This is a genomic window from Streptomyces sp. NPDC005438 (assembly GCF_040606315.1).
In the GTDB taxonomy this organism is placed as follows: Bacteria; Actinomycetota; Actinomycetes; order Streptomycetales; family Streptomycetaceae; genus Streptomyces.
Genome location: NZ_JBEXEP010000008.1, coordinates 198735 through 217411, shown reverse-complemented (window position 1 = coordinate 217411; position 18677 = coordinate 198735). Strand labels below are relative to the sequence as shown.

Sequence of the window (18677 nt, the reverse complement as noted above, 5' to 3'; positions counted from 1 at the left end):
CCCGAGCGCCCGGCACCCCGGGAGACCGCACCCCTCAACCACGTACCGGAGGAGGGGAGTTGGGCCCCGTGACCACACCGGTCAGAGCAGGCCGGCGTCCCTCGCCACCCACACCGAGGGGACGAACGGGCGGTAGCCCAACTCGTGGCGGATACGCCCCGTCGACATCACGCTGTGCCAGGGGTCCGGCACCTCCCGGTCGTACGCCTCCGGTGGTACCGGCAGCCCGTGGAACTGGAAGAGGTCGACCGTGGTGACCGGGGCGTCGTCGGCGATGTTGTAGACGCCCCGCGCCTCCGCCGCGTACAGCAGCCGACGCAGCCCCTGCGCCACGTCCACGTGGTGGCCCATGTGCAGGCGCTGCATGGCGGGCCAGTTGACCGCCCACTCCATCGCGTTGGCCAGGTGGGGGTCCCCGTCCCCGTACACGAACGGCAGCCGGCCCACGCGCAGGTCCTCCAGCCCGTCCAGGGCCCCGAGGGCGCGTTCGGCCTCCCACTTGGACTCCGGGTAGGCGCCCCACCCCTGCTCGCCCGGCACCGTCTCGTCGTCCTCCACCAGTGCCCTGCCACGGCCCGCCCCGTACACCAGCCCGGTGCTGACCTGTACGAACCTCCGCACACCGGAGGCCACCGCCGCCCGGCCCAGCTCGACGGCCGCGTCCCGGTTGACCGCCCGCGCCTCCTCGTCCGGCACCCCACGGAACGCGGCGGCGACGTTCACCACCGCGTCCACACCCGCCGTCGCCTTGCCCAACGCCTCCACGTCCCGCAGGTCGCCCACCACCACCTGGGCGCCCAGTTCGGCGAAAGGTTCGGCCCGCCCGGCGTCCCGCACCAGTACCCGCACCTCGTCGCCGGGCACCCCGTTCCGCAGCAGCCTCGGCACGAACCGCCGCCCTACCTGCCCTGTCGCTCCGGTCACCAGTGTCAGCACAGCCGCCTCCTCGTCGTCGTGGCCCTGTCCGAGCCGTCTTAGAGCCTGCGGGAGAGACGCCGGCGGCGGGAGAGACGCGGTCATCCAGGGACCGGCAGTCCCTGGATACGCGTACCGAACCGAGAGACCCTGGCACCGTGGACCGCACCGAACTCGCCGACTTCCTCCGCCGCGCCCGTACCCGCCTCGCCCCCTCCGACGTGGGCCTCACCGCCGGCCCACGACGCCGCACCCCCGGCCTGCGCCGTGAGGAGGTGGCACAGCTCGCCGGCATGTCCACGGACTACTACACCCGTCTGGAACAGCGCCGGGGCTCCCACCCGTCACGCCAGATGCTCACCGCGCTCGCCCGCGCCCTGCGCCTCACGGACACCGAACGTGACCACCTGTTCCATCTGGCCGGCCAGGAACCCCCCAGACCGGGCGGCTCCACCGACCACGTACGACCAGGGCTCCTGCTGATCCTGGACCGCCTGCACGACCTGCCGGCGGCCGTCCACAGCGACTGGGGCGAGATGCTGGCCCAGAACTCCATGTCCGTGGCCCTGACCGGCGACCACACCGGTACGAACCTCATCCGCCGCTGGTTCACCGTGCCCGGCGCGCAGGACCTCGCCCCGCCCGAGAAACGCGAACAGCACGCCCGCGCCCACGTGGCCGGTCTGCGGGCGGTCACCGCCGCCCGCCCCCACGATCCGGGCCCAGCCGCCCTGGTGGCCGAACTCCGCGCCAGCTCCGAGGAGTTCGAGAGGCTGTGGCAGTCCCACGACGTGGTCGTACGCCGCCCCTCGCCGAAACGGTTCCTGCACCCCGTGGTCGGCACCCTCGACCTCGACTGCGAGGTACTGCTCAGCGACGGCCACAGCCAACTGCTCGTCGTGCACTCGGCACGCCCCGGTACGCCGACCTACGAACGGCTCGAACTCCTGCGGATCGTCGGCCTCCAAGACCTGTCCTCGCCGTCGTAGGGCAGCGCCCCCGCCAGCCACGGTCACCTCAACTTCCCCCGGGGAAGCACCCGTTCCCGTATCTTCCCCCTACGGCCGACCACCGGGAGGTGCCACAGGGGTGAGCAGAATGTCCGATCCAGCAAACCCTGCTCAGAACCGCTACCTCCGCCAGTAAACCCCAGCTCAACGAGTCTGCTCCCCGCAAGCGCGGGGATGGTCCCTGGCCGAGGTCTCGAAGCCAGGCGTAGGCAAGCTGCTCCCCGCAAGCGCGGGGATGGTCCCCCGGGAGTCCGTAATCCGGCCCGGGGGAGCCCCTGCTCCCCGCGCACGCGGGGATGGTCCCAGTTCCACCATGACGACGCCGAAATCGGCCGGCTGCTCCCCGCACACGCGGGTATACCCCCTGGCCCCGACCTCCACCGACCGACAACGCGTCCCGCCCCGCGCCTGTACAGGGACCCCTCTACTGGGGGCCGAGGGGGGTGCATTCAACCCGCCCCCGCAAGCAGGAGCCCCCGACCCACGCACCCCCGCCAAGCCGCCCCCACCGCGATACGCGCGCCCGTTGCCGGGCACACCGTCTCGGGGGTCCCGCATCAGCTCGGTGGGGGTGCAGTGCTGGCTCTCAGGACGACCTCGTTCGGTAGCTCCAGTGGACGTCCGGGGGTGCTGGTGGACGGGTCGAGGAGCATCCGTACCGCCTCCGCGCCGAGCCGCTCCAGGGGGACCCGTACCGTGGTGAGCGCGGGGGCGAGGTCGCCGGCCAGGGCTATGTCGTCGAACCCGGCCACCGACAGCTCGCCGGGTACCGCGATCCCCCTGTCACGCAGTTCGGCCAGCACCCCGACCGCGCACACGTCGGACAGGGCGAGGACCACGGTGGGCCACTCCTCGGGGCTGAGCCGTTCGCAGAGCCGGGCCATGGCCGCGCGTCCGCCCTCGCGGCTGAACTCGGTGGCCACCGTGGCGCGTTCGGGCAGGGACAGTCCCACCTCGGCCAGGGCCTGGCGTACTCCGGCGAGCCGTTCGGCGGGCACCCGCATCCGGTCCGGGCCGCTGACCACGGCGAACCGTCGGTGGCCCAACTCCAGCATGGCGCGGGTGAGTTGGGCGGTCCCCGTACGGTTGCCGGGGCTGACCGTCGGATAGTCGGGGCCGTGGTCGGTGACGACGGCGACCGATCCGGTGCCCGCGCGGTAGGAGGCCAGGGCGGTGTCCATGCGGGCGGTGACCTCGGGGTCGGTGTAGGCGGAGCCGGCCAGTACCAGCCCCCGTACCCGCTGGGCGTGCAACATGCGGATGCCGCGCAGTTCCACCTCGGGGTCGCCGTCGGTGCTCAGCAGCACTGTCAACAGTCCGGCCTCGGTGGCCGCGTCGGACACGCCACGGGCGACGGCGCCGAAGTAGGGGTCGGCCACGTCGTGCAGCAGTACCCCGAGGGTGGCCGTGGAGGAACGGGCCAGGGCCTGGGCGGGGGCGTTGGGGAGGTAGCCCAACTCCTCGGCGCTGGCGCGCACTCGGGCGGCCAGCCGTTCACCGACGGCTCGGGTGGAGCCGTTCAGCACCCGGGAGGCAGTGGCCAGGGAGACGCCGGCGTGGCGCGCCACGTCGTCGAGGGTGACCGCCAATGTCGGCCTTTCGGTTCGGTCCGTCCTGTTCAGGGGGTGGCGGGAAGGGTATCGCGGTACGGCACGGTGCCCTTGACCCGTTGTGGTGGCGGTCCCTAGGGTGGCCCGGGAAAGCGCTTTCCCGCATGTTCGGGCCGCCTCCACGGGCAAGGGGACACCACATGGCACACAGGTCGATCGGGATCGTGATGAACGGGGTGACCGGCCGGATGGGGTATCGCCAGCATCTGGTGCGCTCCCTGCTGGCCATCCGCGAACAGGGCGGGCTCCCCCTCCAGGGCGGGGACGTGCTGTGGCCCGAGCCGCTGCTGGTCGGCCGCGACGAGGGGAAGCTCCGCGAGCTGGCGGGGCGACACGGTCTGGAGCACTGGACCACCTCCCTGGAACAGGCGCTCGCCGACCCACGGGCGGAGGTCTACTTCGACGCGCAGGTCACCCCCGCGCGGGAGCGGGCCCTCCGTACCGCGATCACCGCAGGGAAGCACATCTACACCGAGAAGCCCGTCGCCGAAACCCTGGACGCGGCACTGGAGTTGGCGCGTCTGGCCCGTGAGGCGGGAGTGCGCCACGGCGTCGTCCAGGACAAGCTGTTCCTCCCCGGCCTGATCAAGCTGCGCCGGCTGGTGGAGGGCGGGTTCTTCGGCCGGGTGCTGTCGGTGCGCGGGGAGTTCGGCTACTGGGTCTTCGAGGGCGACTGGCAGCCGGCCCAGCGCCCCTCCTGGAACTACCGCGCCGAGGACGGCGGCGGGGTGGTGCTCGACATGTTCCCGCACTGGCGCTACGTACTGGACAACGTCATCGCCCCGGTGCGCAGCGTCTACGCCCACGCCGCCACCCACATCCCCGAGCGGGTGGACGAGCACGGCACCGCCTACGCCGCCACCGCCGACGACGCGGCCTACGCGATCTTCGAGCTGGAGGGTGGGGTCACCGCCCAGGTCAACTCCTCCTGGGCGGTACGGGTACACCGCGACGAACTCGTGGAGTTCCAGGTCGACGGCACCGAGGGCAGCGCGGTGGCCGGACTGCGGGAGTGCCACGTGCAGCACCGGGCCACCACCCCGAAACCCGTGTGGAACCCGGACCTGCCGAGCGACTCCTCCTTCCGCTCCCAGTGGCAGCGGGTGCCCGACAACGCGGGGGACGCCGGCTTCGACAACGGCTTCAAGGCGCAGTGGGAGCTGTTCCTCCGCCATGTGGCCACCGGTTCGCCGTACCACTGGGACCTGATGGAGGGCGCCAAGGGCGTGCAACTGGCCGAACTGGGCCTGCGCTCCGCCCGGCAGGGGCGCCGCCTGGAGGTGCCCGCCCTGGACGGTGACCGATGACCACCCTCGCCCTCCCCCGCCCCGACGGCACCCTGGAGCCGTACCGGATGGGCCCGCCCGCGGACCTGCCCACCCGGGCGGCACCCGCCCGTGCCCGTCGGGCCTACGCCGCCGCCCACGTGGTGGCCGACCCGTTGGCCGACAACGCGCCCGGCGCCCCCGCCCGGCTGGACTGGGACGCCACCCTCGCCTTCCGGCACCGGCTGTGGTCGCTCGGCCTGGGGGTGGCGGACGCCATGGACACCGCGCAGCGCGGTACGGGCCTGGACTGGCCGGCCACCCGGGAGTTGGTACGCCGTACCGGGGCGGAGGCCGCCGCCTGCGGGGGCGCCCTGCTCTGCGGGGTGGGCACCGACCAGCTCGACGGTCCGCCCACGCACCTGGACCAGGTCACCCGCGCCTTCGAGGAACAGCTCGCCGTGGTGGAGGAGGCCGGCGCCCGGGCGGTGGTGATGTGCAGCCGTCAACTGGCCGCCGTGGCTCGGGGGCCGGAGGACTACCAGCGGGTGTACGGGCGGCTGCTGGACCAGGTGCGCCAGCCGGTGGTGCTCCACTGGCTGGGCGAGGTGTTCGACCCGGCGCTGCGCGGCTACTGGGGTTCGACCGACCTCGATTCCGCGACCCGGACCGTACTGTCCGTCATCCACGAGCACCCCGCCAGGGTCGAGGGCGTCAAGCTGTCCCTGCTGGACGCCGAACGGGAGGTCGCCCTGCGCCGCGCCCTGCCCGAGGGCGTACGGCTCCTCACCGGGGACGACTTCCACTACCCCGAGCTGATCCGGGGCGATCAACTCGGTCACAGCGACGCCCTGTTGGGGGTCTTCGACCCGCTGGCCGCCGTCGCCTCCGCCGCCCTGACCGCGCTGGACGAGGGCGACCCGGAGAGGTTCGACGCCCTGCTCACTCCGACGGTGCCGCTGGCCCGCCACCTGTTCACCGCCCCCACCCCGCACTACAAGACCGGGGTGGTCTTCCTGGCCTGGCTGGCCGGCCACCAGAGCCACTTCACCATGGTCGGCGGGGCGCAGAGCGGCCGTTCGCTGCCGCACCTGGTCCGGCTGTTCACCCTGGCCGACCGGACCGGGCTGCTGCCCGACCCGGAGCTGGCGGCCGGACGGATGGGCCGGCTGCTGGCCCTGGCGGGGGTGGGGCGGTGAACGGTCTGGAACGGCTGTCCCTCAACCAGATCACCGTGCGCGGCTGGAGTCTGGAGCGTGCGGTACGCGGCTGCGCCGAGGCGGGTGTGCCCGCCATCGGCCTGTGGCGGGACAAGGTGGCCGAAACGGGACTGGAACGCTCGGCCTCTCTGGTACGGGCGGCCGGGCTGAAGGTCAGCAGCCTGTGCCGGGGCGGCTTCCTCACCGCCACCGAACCCGACGCCCGACAACGGGCGTTGGAGGACAACCGGCAAGCCGTGCGGGAGGCGGCCACCCTGGGCACCGACACCCTGGTGCTGGTGTGCGGGGGCCTGCCCGAAGGTGGCCGTGACCTGCCAGGGGCTCGCCGGGCGGTGGCCGACGCCCTGGCCGAACTCGCCCCGTACGCCGCCGAGTCGGGCGTACGGCTGGCCATCGAGCCGCTCCACCCGATGTTCTGCGCCGACCGGGCCGTGGTCTCCACCCTGTCCCAGGCGCTGGACCTGGCCGAGCCCTTCCCCGTCGACTGGGTGGGTGTGGTGGTGGACAGCTACCACCTGTGGTGGGACCCGGAGTTGGAGCGGCAACTGGCCCGCGCCGGAGACCGGATCGCCTCGTACCAGGTGTGCGACTGGACCCTGCCGGTGCCCGAGGGGGCGTTGCTGGGACGCGGCCACGTCGGGGACGGCTGTGTGGACTTCACCGCGCTCACCCGGGCGGTGGCCCGGGCCGGCTACGACGGCCCGGTGGAGGTGGAGATCTTCAACGAGCGGGTGTGGGCCACCCCCGGGGAGGAGACCCTCGCCACCCTCGCCGAGCGGCACCGTCGACTGGTCGCCCCGTACCTGGACGGGGCCTGACCGACCCGGTTCCGGGCCGGCTCACCCGCCGAGGCGGGCCACCCGTCCCTTCTCCCCGGCCGCCCAACAGCCCAGGTCCGGCGTGCAGTCCACGGTGTCGAAGGAGCCCCGGTCCACGGTCTGCCAGCTCCGGCCGCCGTTCACCGTCAGGTCGGTGCCGGTGGGCCCGACCGCCAACGCGGCGTGCCGGCTGTACGGCAACCAGCTCACCCCGGAGCGGTACTCCGGCACCGGACGCCCACTGGGCTCCCAGGTGCGACCCCCGTCCCGGGTGGTCGCCGACGCCCGGGGCGAGTCCTTCTCGGGGCGGAAGTCGCCGCCGACGGCCAGACCGTGGCGGGGTCCCTGGAAGGCGAGGGCGAACACCCCGCGTTCCGGGGCACCGGCCGGTACCGGGGTGTCGGTGACGGTCCAGTTCCGGCCACGGTCGGTGGAGTGGTACACCCGGGAGGTGTCGGCGCCCCCGGCGGCCATCCACACCTGGTCACGGCCGGCGCTGACCAGACACTGGCCGCTGGCCGCGAAGTTGGCCTCGCCCTTCGACGCGGGCGGCATCCCCCGGTCGGGCAGCACCTTCCAACTACGTCCGCCGTCACGGGTGGACAGGATGCGGAACCTCCCGTCCACCGGGTCGCTGACGGCCAGTCCGTGACGGCGGTCGAAGAAGGTCAGGCAGTTGTAGAAGGCGTCCGGGTGGTCGTTGCGGAAGGTCTCGGTCCAGGTGGCCCCGGCGTCCTCGGTACGGAACACCCGGGAGTCCTCCCCCGGCCCGATGGCCAGTACCACCGCACCCCGGGAGCCGAACGCCTCCACGTCACGGAACTCCAACTTCCCCGCCCCGGGCGGCGACACGTCCCGCCAGCGCCGGCCCCCGTCCCGGGTCAGCAGGACGGTGCCCTCGCTGCCGGCCACCCAGGCGGTGGAGCGGCTCACCGCGTCCAGCCCCCGGAACCTGGCGTCCACCCCGGTGTCGGTCAGCTTCCAGCCGGCCCCGGTCACCCGTGCCCGCATCTCGCCCGACCGTTCCTCGGCCGAGGCCTGGGCCCCCTGGAGGGGCGTCACCAGTACCACCGCGCACAGCGCCGCCGAGGCCCGCCGTACCCACTTCCCCATGGCTGTCATGGGCACGGAATCTAGCCGATCGCCGTGAGCCGGGGCACCCCACGGACACCACCGGCAGCTCGCGGTCCCAGCGCGGCACACGGGCGTAACAGGCGGTCGGCCCACCGGAGTTCGGGCCCGAGGGCCCACGGCGACCACCGGCCCACGTCCCCTCGGCCGGCCGTTCCTCCTGCCACGTACTGCCGCGTACCAAGGGCGCCCACCCCGTGCCGGGGACCGTCCCGGCTTCCGCGCGAACCGCCCGTCGGGTCACGGCACCGGTTGGTCCGAACGGTTGGAACGTCGCTGTACGCGGGAGGTCGAGTGGCCAGGGCCCCGAGCACGCGCATGATCGCAGGGGTAAGGCACGTCAAGTGACCGGGGTGAGTCGGGTGGCGAAGCGGCAACGGCTGTGGCACGTCAGGCCGTGGAGTGTGGCGACACTGGTGAGCGCGGTACTGCTGGCGGGGTACTTCCTGCTACCGCTGCACCACTTCGGCCACCAGCGACCACTGGTCAGCTGGTCGGTGTTCCTGGGGGCGCTCGGGCTGGTGGCGGTCCTGCTGCTGCTCCAGATCCGCGAGGTGCTGCTGGAACGGTCCACCGCGCAGCCGGGGTTCGTGATCCCGCTGCTGATGATGGTGACCATCCACCTGTTCTCGGCCGGCTACTTCGCCCTGTCCCGGCACCCCGGGGAGATGCGGGGCCTGGACACGCGGCTCGACGCGCTGTACTTCACCATGGTCACGCTGACGACCGTGGGCTACGGCGACGTCGTCGCGATCGGGCAGGCGACCCGTCTCATCGTCATCCTCCAGCTGGTGTACAGCATGGTGTTCCTCACCGCCGCGGGAGCGGCGCTGACCACCCAGCTACGGAGCCTGCTCGGTACGCGTTCGGCCCAGCGCGAGGACAAGCCCCCCAGCTGAACGGCGACCGGGCCACCCCGACCGCCACCGGTCGTCCACCACGTCCCGGTTCGTACGGGTCAACGGCGGCACCACTCCCTGCCTGCCCTCCTGGCCGGCAGGGCGGCCACCGGCCGGGGCCACCCACGGTTCGCCGCAGTGCGGTCACCCGTGAAGGACGTGACAGGGCACCCTGCCGGGGGCAGCGTGGTCAAGTGCCGCCGCCTCCACCCCAGTTAGGGCGCCAGCCCCCGTACGGCGCCCCCGCCCCGCGTACGCTGACCCCATGCCGTCACGCGCTGACACCTCGCCCGACGGGTGGTGGAAATGTCCGTATCCCCGATAGTTGTTCATTCCGGCCGCCCCGCCCCCTGAACCCCCAGGTCAGCAAGCCTGCTCCCCGCACGCGCGGGGATGGTCCCCACTGGGGCGAGGCGACGGTGCGTCCCGGGGACTGCTCCCCGCACGCGCGGGGATGGTCCCAAGATCATCGGGCTCTGACCAGGCAAGATACGCTGCTCCCCGCACGCGCGGGGATGGTCCCCACAGCACGAAACGGAGCTGCTCGGGGGTGAACTGCTCCCCGCACGCGCGGGGATGGTCCCCACCGCGACCGCGAGAGGAGATGGACGTCATGCCCGCTCCCCGCACGCGCGGGGATGGTCCCGAGGGGCAGGGTGAGGAAGCCCCAGATCAGGACTGCTCCCCGCACGCGCGGGGATGGTCCCCCTCAGCCGCTACATGGACAGTGGCTTTGCCGCTGCTCCCCGCACGCGCGGGGATGGTCCCCCCCAGGGGTGCCCGGGGATGGTGGAGCAGGGCTGCTCCCCGCACGCGCGGGGATGGTCCCGACCTTGATGGCGACCTCCACCACCCGATCGTCTGCTCCCCGCACGCGCGGGGATGGTCCCCAAGTCGTCCAGCACCGCACGCACTCGGCTGACCGCTCCCCGCACGCGCGGGGATGGTCCCTGACGCCCCACCACCTCGACCCCGATCCCGAGCTGCTCCCCGCACGCGCGGGGATGGTCCCGTTCTCGCGGGTCATCTCGTACCCCTTGGCTTCTGCTCCCCGCACGCGCGGGGATGGTCCCTCGCCGAAGCGCGTCGCCGCGTTCCCGATGGACTGCTCCCCGCACGCGCGGGGAGCGCCCCAGGAGTAGGTGGGCGTCGTTGCCCCCTTGGCCCCGCTCCCACCACACGCGGGGGATGCCCCCACGCCTGGGACTGGGGGGCGGAGGCTGAGCCCAGGCGTGACCGGGGGGATCAGGGGTGCCGGTGCCAAGGGGCCGGCTGGCGGGACGAGTTGGGTGGGCGTCGTGTCCGTACCGTGGCCGTGGTGGCCGCCGCATCCGGGTCCGGGACGGGTTGCCGCGTACTGCCGAAAGGATCTGGGTGCGGGCCGAGGCCGGTACGGGGCTGACTGGCCGGCTCGGTGCCGTACCGACCTCGGCCGTTCCTCGACGGGCGCGCAGCCGGGGAGGCCGGGTGCTCGGCGTCTCCTCACGCGCCTTGTTCACCGAATCGTTGGTGTGCTGAGGTGCCGTCATGGCAGAACAGTTCACGCAGCGCATGACTCTGGGCAGGAGTTGGCGCCCCCTGATTCCCCAGTCCGTGGTCCTGGTGCTTTTCACCGCGTTTCTCGTCGCCGCCGTGATCGGCATGGTGAGCCCGGACTCGCCGGTTGCCGTGCGGTGGCTCGTCGGCGTCGTCGTGGGCGCGGGGCTCACCACCGTCTTCGTGCTCGCGCGCACCTCCATCCTGAAGCGCCAGGCGGTCGCGGGCACGCTCGACGTCGACGAGCGGGGTCTGGTCGCGCGCTACGGCGGTACGACCCGCACACTGCGCTGGGACCAGGTGAACCGCTTCGAGGAGTTGCCGCACCCGGTGAAGGCGGCCCAGGGGGCCGGGGGCCTCGGCGGCGCCCTCATCATCGGAGCGGTCAACGTGGCTTCCCGGGCCTCCGCGCCCACGTCCGTGGGCGTGGTCGGTTTCGGGGCCTGGACGGACGGACCGGAAACCAACGCGCACGGCCGGGAGTTGGCCGTGCTCTCGGCCCGGCAGTTCGGTGCGGCTCCTGACGGGGCCGGCGTCGTCGTACCGATCTGGTTCGACGACTACGGGCCGGAGGCACAGGCCCGGTTGATCGAACTCGTCCGGCGGCACCGTCCCGACCTCGCCCAGGGCGCGAACGCCTGATCGTCGGGTCGGAGCCACACGCCCCCACGGGTGTCGAGGCGCCACGGTCCCGGAAGCCTCGTCGTACGGGCGCACCGGGCCGCCCAGCAGGAGCCCCTCCGCCCCCTCCCAGCCCACCGTGGCGTGGTGAACTACGGCTGGGGGTGGGCGGGTTGCGGAACGGGAGACAGGGGCGGGGATGACCGGGGCGAGGCGGGGAGGCCGAACAGCGGCCGGGGGGCGGCGGCTGTGGCGGGTCCTGAGCGAACCGGGGTCATGGACCCCAGGCCGCCCCCGGCTGGTGGGGGCGCTCCTGGGGCTGGGCGGCGGACTGGTCATCACCGGCGGTGGCGTCCTGTTCGATCTCCTGCACCACTCCCGTGGGTTCGCCACGGCCGGGTTCGCCGTACTCGGTGTGGGCGTCCTGCTCGGGCTGCCCCTGCTGGTCGGTGTGCCGACCCCGGGTCGGCTCGCGGGACTGCTGCTGACCGGGATCTTCCTGCTGGTCATGGTCCCGTACGGCTTCCGTGGGGCGGTCCTCGACTGGCGCGGCGAACAGGTGCGGGCCACGGTGACGGAAGTGAGGCACCAGAGGGAACCGCGTACCGGTGGGGTCACCCACACCTGCCGGGTCCTCGACCGGAAGGGGCGGTCCTCGTGGCTGCCGGACAGCGAACGATGCGACGCCCACACCCGTCCCGGGGACCGCTACGCGATCGTGCGCGACCCCGGCGACCTGGTGGCCGCGTCCACCTCCGCCCCACGGATCGGTTTCCCGGTACTGGTGGCGTACACGGTCGTGGGGCTCGCGCTGATGGCCGTGATCGGAGCCCAGACCATGGGGCGGTCCCCCGGTTTACGGCCGGGGTGAACCGCGCCCCGCCGACGGGGCTCCTGGTGGTACGGGGCACGCCCGGCTCACGTCAAAGGCGGTGCGGGGCCCGGGCGTTGTGCTCCTACGACCGGCCGTCACGCCCTCAGGGTTGGAGGGGTGGTTCCCACGCTTCGGGCAGGCGCCCGGGGGTTCGCGCGGTCCCGCGTGAGGCCCGCACGGCTCCCCGTTGAGCCGCCGAGCGGCTACCGATTGAACCGACCTTCGCCCCTGCCCCGGCCCCCACGGGCGAACCGAGCCACCCACCCGAAAGAGGCCGCGAGGCCGGGCCACCGCCCGCGTGGGTGGCTGGCACCCCCGGCCTCGTCCCCCGCTTCTCCCGGGACCGTGCCCCAAGGTGCCCGCCGGACTCCTGGCTGCCGTGGACCACTTCCCGGTGCCCCGAATCCTGGTACCCCGAACTCGCCGTCCGCGCCCGGTGGTCAGCCGCCTTCGACGGGTTCGACCTCCAGGAGTTCCCGTATCCGAGGGGCGGTCCAGTGGCCGGCGGCTCCGGGGCGGGTGGCCAGGTGGTGGGCCGCCCGGTCGGGGGTCCAGCCCTGGGACTCCACCAGGCCGACGAGTAGTTGCCGCAGGTAGGCGGGGGCGGGGGCGGTGGTGTCGACCTCGTCCTGACGCCACGGGGAGGTGAAGGTGAGTACCGGTGCGCCCTCCAGCCACCCGGGGCAGACCAGGGTCTCGTAACGGCCGGGGCCCACCGTGTCCCGGCCGGTGGTGAGCGCCGTGGTGGGGTCGAGGTCGGTACCGGGTTCGCGCAGCATCTCCTGGGCGGCGATGTCGTGGAACTGCTCCAGGGTCAGCAGGTGGGCGGCCAGCACGCTGTGCCCGTCGGTGTACGGGTCGAGGAAAGCCGTACCGCCGCCCCACACCGGGGATTCGAGGGCGAAGTAGGTCTGGCCGGGCAGGCGCAGGGGCCGGGTGACCCGGGGAGGGCGGGGGTCACGGCAGCCGGGGTAGGTGCGGACGGCTCCGGGGGGCCGGCCTCCCGAGAGGTAGTAACCGAGGCGGGAGAGGCTCATGTTGGAGCCGTAGGCGGCGTACCACACCCGCTCGGGCGGGGTGGTCACCCGGCCTCGTGGCGACAGCGCGGTGGCGGTTTCCCTCATCGGTGCCCCTCCCGGTCGGCGGACGCGTCAGCATACGGATCCCCGGAGAGCGTGCCCAGGTGGTGGCCGTGACCACCCCCGCGACCTTCACCGGTGCCGGGGTCGGCCCGCCCCTCCCCCACGCCGGGGTGCCGGTACGGCCGGCCGCCGATGGGGCCGCGAGGTCGGGGACAGCGCCGGGAACCGTACCGGCACGGGTGCCGTCAGGGACCCGACTTCAGCTCCCCCCTGAAGGGCGACCACCGCCAGAGGGACACCCCCACACGGCCCCAGCCGCGAGGTCCGGGCAACACCAGGAGCCGCACCGACACGGATACCGTCGGGACACGTCCCCACACGCGCTCCCTCCTCCCCGCCGCCCACGGCCGTACCAGGCCACCCACCCCAAGAGACCCACCCAGCCGCGAGGTCCGGGCAACACCGGGAGCCGCACCGACACGGATGCCGTCGGGGTGTGGGACCTGTCGCCCTCGGGGCGGGCTCGCGGCGTACGCGGCCCGGTAACTCCCGTGGGGATGGGGGCTGTTCGGTGGGTGGGGCGGCCGGTCAGCCCAGCAGGAGCAGGGTGTCCCACTCGCTGGCGGGTGGGCGGCGGTGGGCGTAGGCGCGGAGGGCGAGGGCGATGCCCGCCGCTCCGTCCAGCAGTCCGGGCAGGTCGAGGTGGAGGTCGGCGGCGGGTTGGTAGTAGCGGTAGCCGAAGGGGGCGTCGGGGTCGAACCCCTCCAGCAGTCGTTCGGCCATCTGGTCGACCGCCGGGCCGAGTTCGGCCTCGGGGTGCTCCCACTCCAGTCGGCCCAGGGTGTGCAGCAGGCCGGACCAGCCGTGGCACAGGGCGTGGTCGTGGATCGCCCACCCCTCCATCGGCCGGGCCAGCATGGCGCGTACGGCCTCCAGTCCGGCCCGGGTCCACTCCGGGCGGTCCAGGGCGCGGCCGGCCATGCCCAGAGCGCGGGCGGTGCCCACGGCGCCGTAGCACCAGGAGGGGCGGGCCGGCAGCGGGGGCGGGTGGGCGTTCCGGTCGGCGTTTCGGTCGGCGTTCCAGTCAGCGTGGTAGCGCAGAGGAATGAAGGGGGTCCAGTACGGACCGGCCTGGTCGCGCTCCCGTCGGTCCAGCAGCCAGGTGGCCATGGCCTGGATGGCCTCCGGCTGTCCCGGTACCCGTACTCCGTGCTCCCAGGCCAGCGACAGCAGCCCCAGCGGGCCCGGAACCCCGTGCGCCAGGCCGAAGTTGGCCTGGCCGTCGTCGAACTCCTCCCCCACCCTGGTGCGTTGGGTGGCGCCGAACCACCAGCCGGGTACCTCCACGCCGTTCACCCGCAGGGTGCCGTTCAGGGCGGTGAGGGCGGCCAGGCACTCCCGCAGGGCCTCGTCGCGTTCCGGCTCGGGCTGCCTGGTGTGGCGGTGCAGCAGGTAGCGGCCGACTCCGCTGAGCCCGCTGAGTACGTCCACCACCGCCGGGTAGGTGGGCAGGCCGGCCTGCCGGGTGGAGTGGTGCAGGGCGGCCAACTGTCGTGCGTGGTCGGCCATCCGCGCGTCGGTGCTCCGCAGCAGCGAGGCGTACTCGCCGTCCCGGGACGCCGCCACCCGTACCGCGCTGGCCAGGGCGCCGATGCCCACGAAGGTGCCCTGCGGGGGCACCGTACGGGTGGCCTCGGCGGTGAGCGTGAGGTAGCGGTGGGCGGTACGGCGGTGCGCCTCGGTGTTCCCGCTTCCGCCCTCGGGGTGGCCCAGTTCGGCGTACAGCAGGGCCAGGGCCGGGTAGCCCCGGTTCAGCGAGCCGTCCTCCCAGACCGGGGATCGGGACTCGTGGACCTGTGCGTGGGTGCCGCCGGCCACGGTGGCCGCCACCACCCGCTCGGGGTCGGCGAGCCGGTCGGCGATCCACTCGGCCACCTCGGCGGCGCGGACCCGGGTCGGGGTGGGGGCGGGGGCCGGGCTCATCGGTGGGCCTCCCGGTCCCGGTGGGCGCGCACCACGGCGCGCAGCAGTCCGTAGGCGCGTTGTTCGGTCTCCCGGTCGGTGCCCAGCAGGCGGTTGGCGTGCATGTGGAGCACTCCCGCCACGGCGGGCCCCCAGCGTGGGGGCGTGTCCGGCGCCACGCCCAGGGCGTGGCCGTAGGCCTCGGCGGCCCGTGCGGCCTCGGCCCGGGGTGCGTTCAGCCGTGGGGGGTCGAGCGCCGGGTCCAGCCGTACCGCCCGGGTGGTGTCGATCCAGCGGGTGGCCTGGCGTCGGGCGGCGACGGGACTGCGGTTCTCCAGTTCCCTGGGGAAGGTGTCCAGTACCCAGCTCCTCCAGTCCCAGGTGCCCAGGGCGTCCAGGGTGGCGGCGTGGTCGGCGGCGGCCAGGGTCTCGGCGGGTACGGGCAGCTCTCCCCGGGCGCGGGCGGTGAGGTGGGCAGTCACCAGTCGGCTGTCGGCGTGGAAGAGGCGTTCCGCGTCGGCCAGCGCCTCGGGGCCGCCGTAGCGTTCGGTCTCCGGTTCGTAGGTGCCCAGGGTCAGGGTGCCGATCAGTCCTTCCGTGCGGGCGGTGGCGGCCCAGTCGTGGAGGGCCGGCAGTACCCGGTTCCGCAGGCTGTCGGGGGTGCCGCGCATCCGCAGCCGCAGGTGGGGGGCGGGGTCGGCGTAGCGGAGGAAGAACCAGCGGTCGAGGTCCTCCTCCAACCCTCCGCAGAGGGCGGCGAGTTCCCGTACCAGCAGGCTGTCCATTCGGTCCCGGGCCACGTACAGCTTGGCGTACAGCCACTCCCCTCCGGGCGGGTGGGGCGTCGGGGCGGCCGGCCGCACGGCGGTCGGGAGGGTGGCGGCCGGCCGGGGGCTGGTGGGCAGCAGGGGCACCACGACCTCGGTCACCCGCCCCCGGGACCAGCCGAGGTCGGCGGGTTCGGCCAGCGGGGACTCCTGCACCACGGGGGCGGCCGGGCCGGTCAGTTCGGCCCGCAGCACCCGTCGGTGGGCGGCGGAGGACAGGTCGAGGTCCAGGTGGTGGTCGTGGACCTTGACCCGCAACACCTGGGGCAGCGCCGCCTGTTCACGCCAGGACTCCAGGGCGGAGCGCCAGCGCCGGGCGCTGAGGGTGCCGTCCCTCAGGGCGGGCGGGGGGCGCCAGCGGGCCGGGCTGAGTACGGTGCGGCCGTGGCGGACCCGGGGCAGTTGGGGCAGTGCCTCCAGCCTGCTCCACTGCCAGGGGGCCCAGGGGCGGGAGCCGCTCATGCCGACCCCGGCCAGGAAGCGGGCCAGGTTGGGGGCCTCGGTGGCCATGTTCAGCATGTGGGGGCGCGCCACGGTCACCTCCCGTCCGGTGGAGGCGCGGGCCAGGCGCAGCCGGTCGCCGTCGGAGGAGACCACCAGGTCGTCCAGGGGAACGGTGTGCTCGGGGTCGTCGTCCACGGAGGGGCAGCAGCCGACCCGTACGGCGGCCGGCACCACCTGGGGTACCCGGGAGACGTTGGGGGACCGGGGGCCGAGCGGGGTGAAGAACAGTTGCACCGGGGTGGGTGGGGCGTCGGCGCCGTCCTCGGGGTGCTCCCAGAGTCCCGCCAACTCCTCTTCGGCGTCCAGCAGGTGGGCGAAGCGGCCGGCCATCGATCCGGCCGCGTACGAGCCGCCGGACACCAGCAGCCGGTAGTCCCCGGCGGCCAGGTCGGCGAAGCCGCGGGCCAGGGGCTGTACGCACAGGTCCAGTGAGCCGGGGACCACGCCGGCGGGGCGTTCCGGGGCGAGGCGTCGGACGAGGTCCCGGTCCAGCACCAGTTCGGCCCCGGGCCCCTGGGCCAGGGTGCGCTGTACCGCGTCCCCCAGGGCCTCGTCGCGCTCCGGGGAGTAGGGCACCGTGGCCGGGGTCGGGGCGGGTCGGTCGCCGTGCGGGACCTGGTATCCGGCGGGTGGGCCCAGCCCCAGGTGGGGGTCGAGCAACTCCCGTACCGGGACCGGCCGTTCGAGGCCGTACCGTTCGAGGAAGGCCCGGTGGTACTCGCCCAGGGGCCCGCCCTCCTCGGGGCCCAGCCGCCACAGGACCTCCGCCGCCCCGGCGACCTCGGCGGCCAGGTCGGCCGGCAGGGCCAGTTCGGGGCGGAGGGCGAGGTCGACCTGTACCGGGGAACGGGCGGCGTCCCACCGCTCGCCGGTCAGCTCGGTGTGGGCCTCGCCCATGGTGGCGAGCAGGCGGGACCAGTGCTCGCGGCCCTGGCCGGGGGCGGTGGCGGAGTAGTCCCGCAGTTCCCGTTCCACCAGGCGCAGGCGGGTGGCGGTGGGGGACGCGGCCCCGTCCAGGCGGGAGTTGACGTAGCGCAGGAGGTCGGGGTGGTTCTGGGCGGAGGCGAGGTCGGTGAGGAGGACCTCGCGGTCGATCAGCTGGTTCAGCAGGCGTTCGACGTCCTCCCGGGCGGCTTCGGGGAAGCGTTCCAGCAGGGCGCGGCGGAGCGCCTGGTACGTCAGGGGTGTGGCCGCAGCCTCCACGGCCGCGCGGACCACCGGGCCGTAGCCGAAGGTGAGTTCGTGCGGTACGGGGTCGCCGGGGGCCCGTTCGCCGCGTACGTAGGGCAGCACCAGGCGGCCGGCCCTCTCCCGGCACAGGTGGTTGGCGACCAGCAGCAGCCGGTCCCGTACGCCCTCGTCGTGGTGCAGTCGGCGTACCACCGCGTCCAGCCAACCGGCGTCCGCCCGGGCGTGCTTGTGGGGTACCGGCTCGTCGCCGTACGGCTCGGGTGGGAGGTCCTCGGTGAAGCGGCACCCGCCCACGCCGGCCAGCAGGCCGAAGGGGGTGGGCCGGCCGGTCATCCGCAGGGCGTAGCGGATCACGGACAGCGCCAGTCGTCGGGTGCGGCGCGTGGAGAGGGGGGTGCCGTCCCCGGTGCCGTCCTCGATCCGGGTGAGGGAGCGGGCCAGGGAGGGGCTGGACACCTCGACGGCCTCCCGCACCTGGGGGTCCTTCACCAGGTCCCGTACCAGTGCGGTCAGTTGCTCCCGTTCCTCGGCCTCCCGCCGGGGTTCCCCCGGCTCGTCCGGCCCGTCCGGTTCCTCGGGGTCGGGGGCGCGGGTGCGGGCGGCGCACGGGTGGGAGGCGGGCAGGGCGGCCGTCCGCACGACCCCCCAGCCACCGGCCCGGAACAGCGGCCCCGGGTCCTCGCCGGTGTCGGACTGGTGCGGCACCCGTGCTCCTCCTCGCCTGCTGGGCCTCTCGGACAGACACCACCCCGGACCACCGCACGGACTGGGAGGCCCGTGCGCGGGTGGTTCCGGGGTGGTGGGCGTGCTGTCAGGTACGGATCAACAGCAGGTCAGGCACATGGCCAGGCCCACGGCGTAGGTGTTGACCGTGCCCGGGGTCAGCGCCGCGTTCTCGTCGTGCTCGCGTGCGGCGGCGGGGTCGGTGGGGCGCGGGTCGGTCGACTCCACGAGTTCCACGTCCAGGTCGAAAAGGGTGGCCGTCATGTCACACCTCCAGGGGGTGAACTCACTTGCACACATGTGGTGTTGGCGTGAATCAGCCATCACGATAAGTTCCAGCCCGGCGGGCGGCAATACTCGTGCATCCTCCAACGATCCCGGGCGGCCCGGACACGGACCGCGCCCCGCACCGCCCTCCACCCCCGTCGCGGAACGTACGCCCCTGCCCGAGTACGGCCCGGTTGCCCCCGTGGGCGCCGCCCCGAACGC

14 protein-coding genes and 1 CRISPR repeat array are annotated in these 18677 nt (G+C 73.8%); of the genes, 7 read left to right on the top strand and 7 right to left on the bottom strand.

What is annotated here, in order from left to right; translation table 11 throughout:
* Nucleotides 1-81 precede the first annotated feature (81 nt).
* Complete coding sequence (locus ABZT14_RS18540; RefSeq protein ID WP_356303663.1) at nt 82-936, bottom strand: NAD(P)-dependent oxidoreductase; 855 nt, start codon at nt 934-936, stop codon at nt 82-84.
* Nucleotides 937-1073: 137 nt separating this feature from the next.
* On the opposite strand from ABZT14_RS18540, the gene ABZT14_RS18535 reads away from it, so the two are divergent.
* The gene (locus ABZT14_RS18535; RefSeq protein WP_356303660.1) at nt 1074-1904 is read left to right on the top strand and encodes a helix-turn-helix transcriptional regulator; all 831 of its coding nucleotides are present in this window, start codon (nt 1074-1076) and stop codon (nt 1902-1904) included.
* Nucleotides 1905-2482: 578 nt separating this feature from the next.
* Here ABZT14_RS18535 and ABZT14_RS18530 read toward each other — a convergent pair.
* Nucleotides 2483-3493 (bottom strand): LacI family DNA-binding transcriptional regulator, encoded by a 1011-nt coding sequence (locus tag ABZT14_RS18530; protein ID WP_356303657.1) that lies wholly within the window; start codon nt 3491-3493, stop codon nt 2483-2485.
* Between the two features lie 182 nt (nt 3494-3675).
* On the opposite strand from ABZT14_RS18530, the gene ABZT14_RS18525 reads away from it, so the two are divergent.
* The 3 genes from ABZT14_RS18525 to ABZT14_RS18515 are packed head-to-tail and all read left to right on the top strand — an operon-like array spanning nt 3676 to nt 6838.
* Nucleotides 3676-4842: a Gfo/Idh/MocA family oxidoreductase gene (locus ABZT14_RS18525; RefSeq protein ID WP_356303654.1), complete on the top strand. Its 1167-nt coding sequence runs from the start codon at nt 3676-3678 to the stop codon at nt 4840-4842.
* Complete coding sequence (locus ABZT14_RS18520) at nt 4839-5999, top strand: dihydrodipicolinate synthase family protein (protein WP_356303651.1); 1161 nt, start codon at nt 4839-4841, stop codon at nt 5997-5999. The genes ABZT14_RS18525 and ABZT14_RS18520 overlap by 4 nt, the downstream gene beginning before the upstream one ends.
* Entirely contained in the window at nt 5996-6838 is an 843-nt protein-coding gene (locus ABZT14_RS18515) for a sugar phosphate isomerase/epimerase family protein (RefSeq protein ID WP_356303648.1), read from the top strand. The genes ABZT14_RS18520 and ABZT14_RS18515 overlap by 4 nt, the downstream gene beginning before the upstream one ends.
* 21 nt (nt 6839-6859) lie before the next feature.
* Here ABZT14_RS18515 and ABZT14_RS18510 read toward each other — a convergent pair whose 3' ends face one another.
* Nucleotides 6860-7849 carry an oxidoreductase gene (locus ABZT14_RS18510; protein ID WP_356304090.1) on the bottom strand — a complete coding sequence of 330 codons (990 nt, stop codon included), beginning with the start codon at nt 7847-7849 and terminating at the stop codon, nt 6860-6862.
* A 482-nt stretch (nt 7850-8331) separates the two neighbouring features.
* Here ABZT14_RS18510 and ABZT14_RS18505 point away from each other — a divergent pair, with 482 nt between their 5' ends.
* The 3 genes from ABZT14_RS18505 (at nt 8332) to ABZT14_RS18495 (ending at nt 11896) form a co-directional block, all read left to right on the top strand.
* A complete protein-coding gene (locus ABZT14_RS18505; protein WP_356303646.1) occupies nt 8332-8868 on the top strand; it encodes a potassium channel family protein in 537 nt (178 codons plus the stop codon).
* A 372-nt stretch (nt 8869-9240) separates the two neighbouring features.
* A CRISPR array of direct repeats spans nt 9241-10063; the repeat unit is 29 nt; unit sequence CTGCTCCCCGCACGCGCGGGGATGGTCCC.
* Nucleotides 10064-10395: 332 nt separating this feature from the next.
* The gene (locus ABZT14_RS18500) at nt 10396-11046 is read left to right on the top strand and encodes a hypothetical protein (protein ID WP_356303643.1); all 651 of its coding nucleotides are present in this window, start codon (nt 10396-10398) and stop codon (nt 11044-11046) included.
* A 280-nt stretch (nt 11047-11326) separates the two neighbouring features.
* On the top strand, nt 11327-11896 hold the full coding sequence (locus ABZT14_RS18495; protein WP_356303640.1) for a hypothetical protein: 570 nt from the start codon (nt 11327-11329) through the stop codon (nt 11894-11896).
* A 443-nt stretch (nt 11897-12339) separates the two neighbouring features.
* Here the strand turns inward: ABZT14_RS18495 and ABZT14_RS18490 are convergent, their stop codons facing one another.
* The 4 genes from ABZT14_RS18490 to ABZT14_RS18475 all read right to left on the bottom strand — a co-directional run bounded on the left by ABZT14_RS18490 (nt 12340) and on the right by ABZT14_RS18475 (nt 18452).
* The gene (locus ABZT14_RS18490; RefSeq protein WP_356303637.1) at nt 12340-13023 is read right to left on the bottom strand and encodes a histone deacetylase; all 684 of its coding nucleotides are present in this window, start codon (nt 13021-13023) and stop codon (nt 12340-12342) included.
* Between the two features lie 546 nt (nt 13024-13569).
* Nucleotides 13570-14964 carry a lanthionine synthetase C family protein gene (locus ABZT14_RS18485; RefSeq protein ID WP_356303634.1) on the bottom strand — a complete coding sequence of 465 codons (1395 nt, stop codon included), beginning with the start codon at nt 14962-14964 and terminating at the stop codon, nt 13570-13572.
* Entirely contained in the window at nt 14961-18170 is a 3210-nt protein-coding gene (locus tag ABZT14_RS18480; protein WP_356303631.1) for a lantibiotic dehydratase, read from the bottom strand. The genes ABZT14_RS18485 and ABZT14_RS18480 overlap by 4 nt, the downstream gene beginning before the upstream one ends.
* A gap of 117 nt (nt 18171-18287) precedes the next feature.
* A complete protein-coding gene (locus tag ABZT14_RS18475) occupies nt 18288-18452 on the bottom strand; it encodes a hypothetical protein (protein ID WP_356303628.1) in 165 nt (54 codons plus the stop codon).
* Between the last annotated feature and the right edge of the window lie 225 nt (nt 18453-18677).

What these genes read in the sequence shown, in the direction of transcription:
- ABZT14_RS18475 (WP_356303628.1), bottom strand. Translation starts at nt 18,452, where the DNA reads ATGACGGCCACCCTTTTCGACCTGGACGTGGAACTCGTGGAGTCGACC.
- ABZT14_RS18520 (WP_356303651.1), top strand. Translation starts at nt 4,839, where the DNA reads ATGACCACCCTCGCCCTCCCCCGCCCCGACGGCACCCTGGAGCCGTAC.
- ABZT14_RS18525 (WP_356303654.1), top strand. Translation starts at nt 3,676, where the DNA reads ATGGCACACAGGTCGATCGGGATCGTGATGAACGGGGTGACCGGCCGG.
- ABZT14_RS18490 (WP_356303637.1), bottom strand. Translation starts at nt 13,023, where the DNA reads ATGAGGGAAACCGCCACCGCGCTGTCGCCACGAGGCCGGGTGACCACC.
- ABZT14_RS18485 (WP_356303634.1), bottom strand. Translation starts at nt 14,964, where the DNA reads ATGAGCCCGGCCCCCGCCCCCACCCCGACCCGGGTCCGCGCCGCCGAG.
- ABZT14_RS18510 (WP_356304090.1), bottom strand. Translation starts at nt 7,849, where the DNA reads ATGCGGGCACGGGTGACCGGGGCCGGCTGGAAGCTGACCGACACCGGG.
- ABZT14_RS18500 (WP_356303643.1), top strand. Translation starts at nt 10,396, where the DNA reads ATGGCAGAACAGTTCACGCAGCGCATGACTCTGGGCAGGAGTTGGCGC.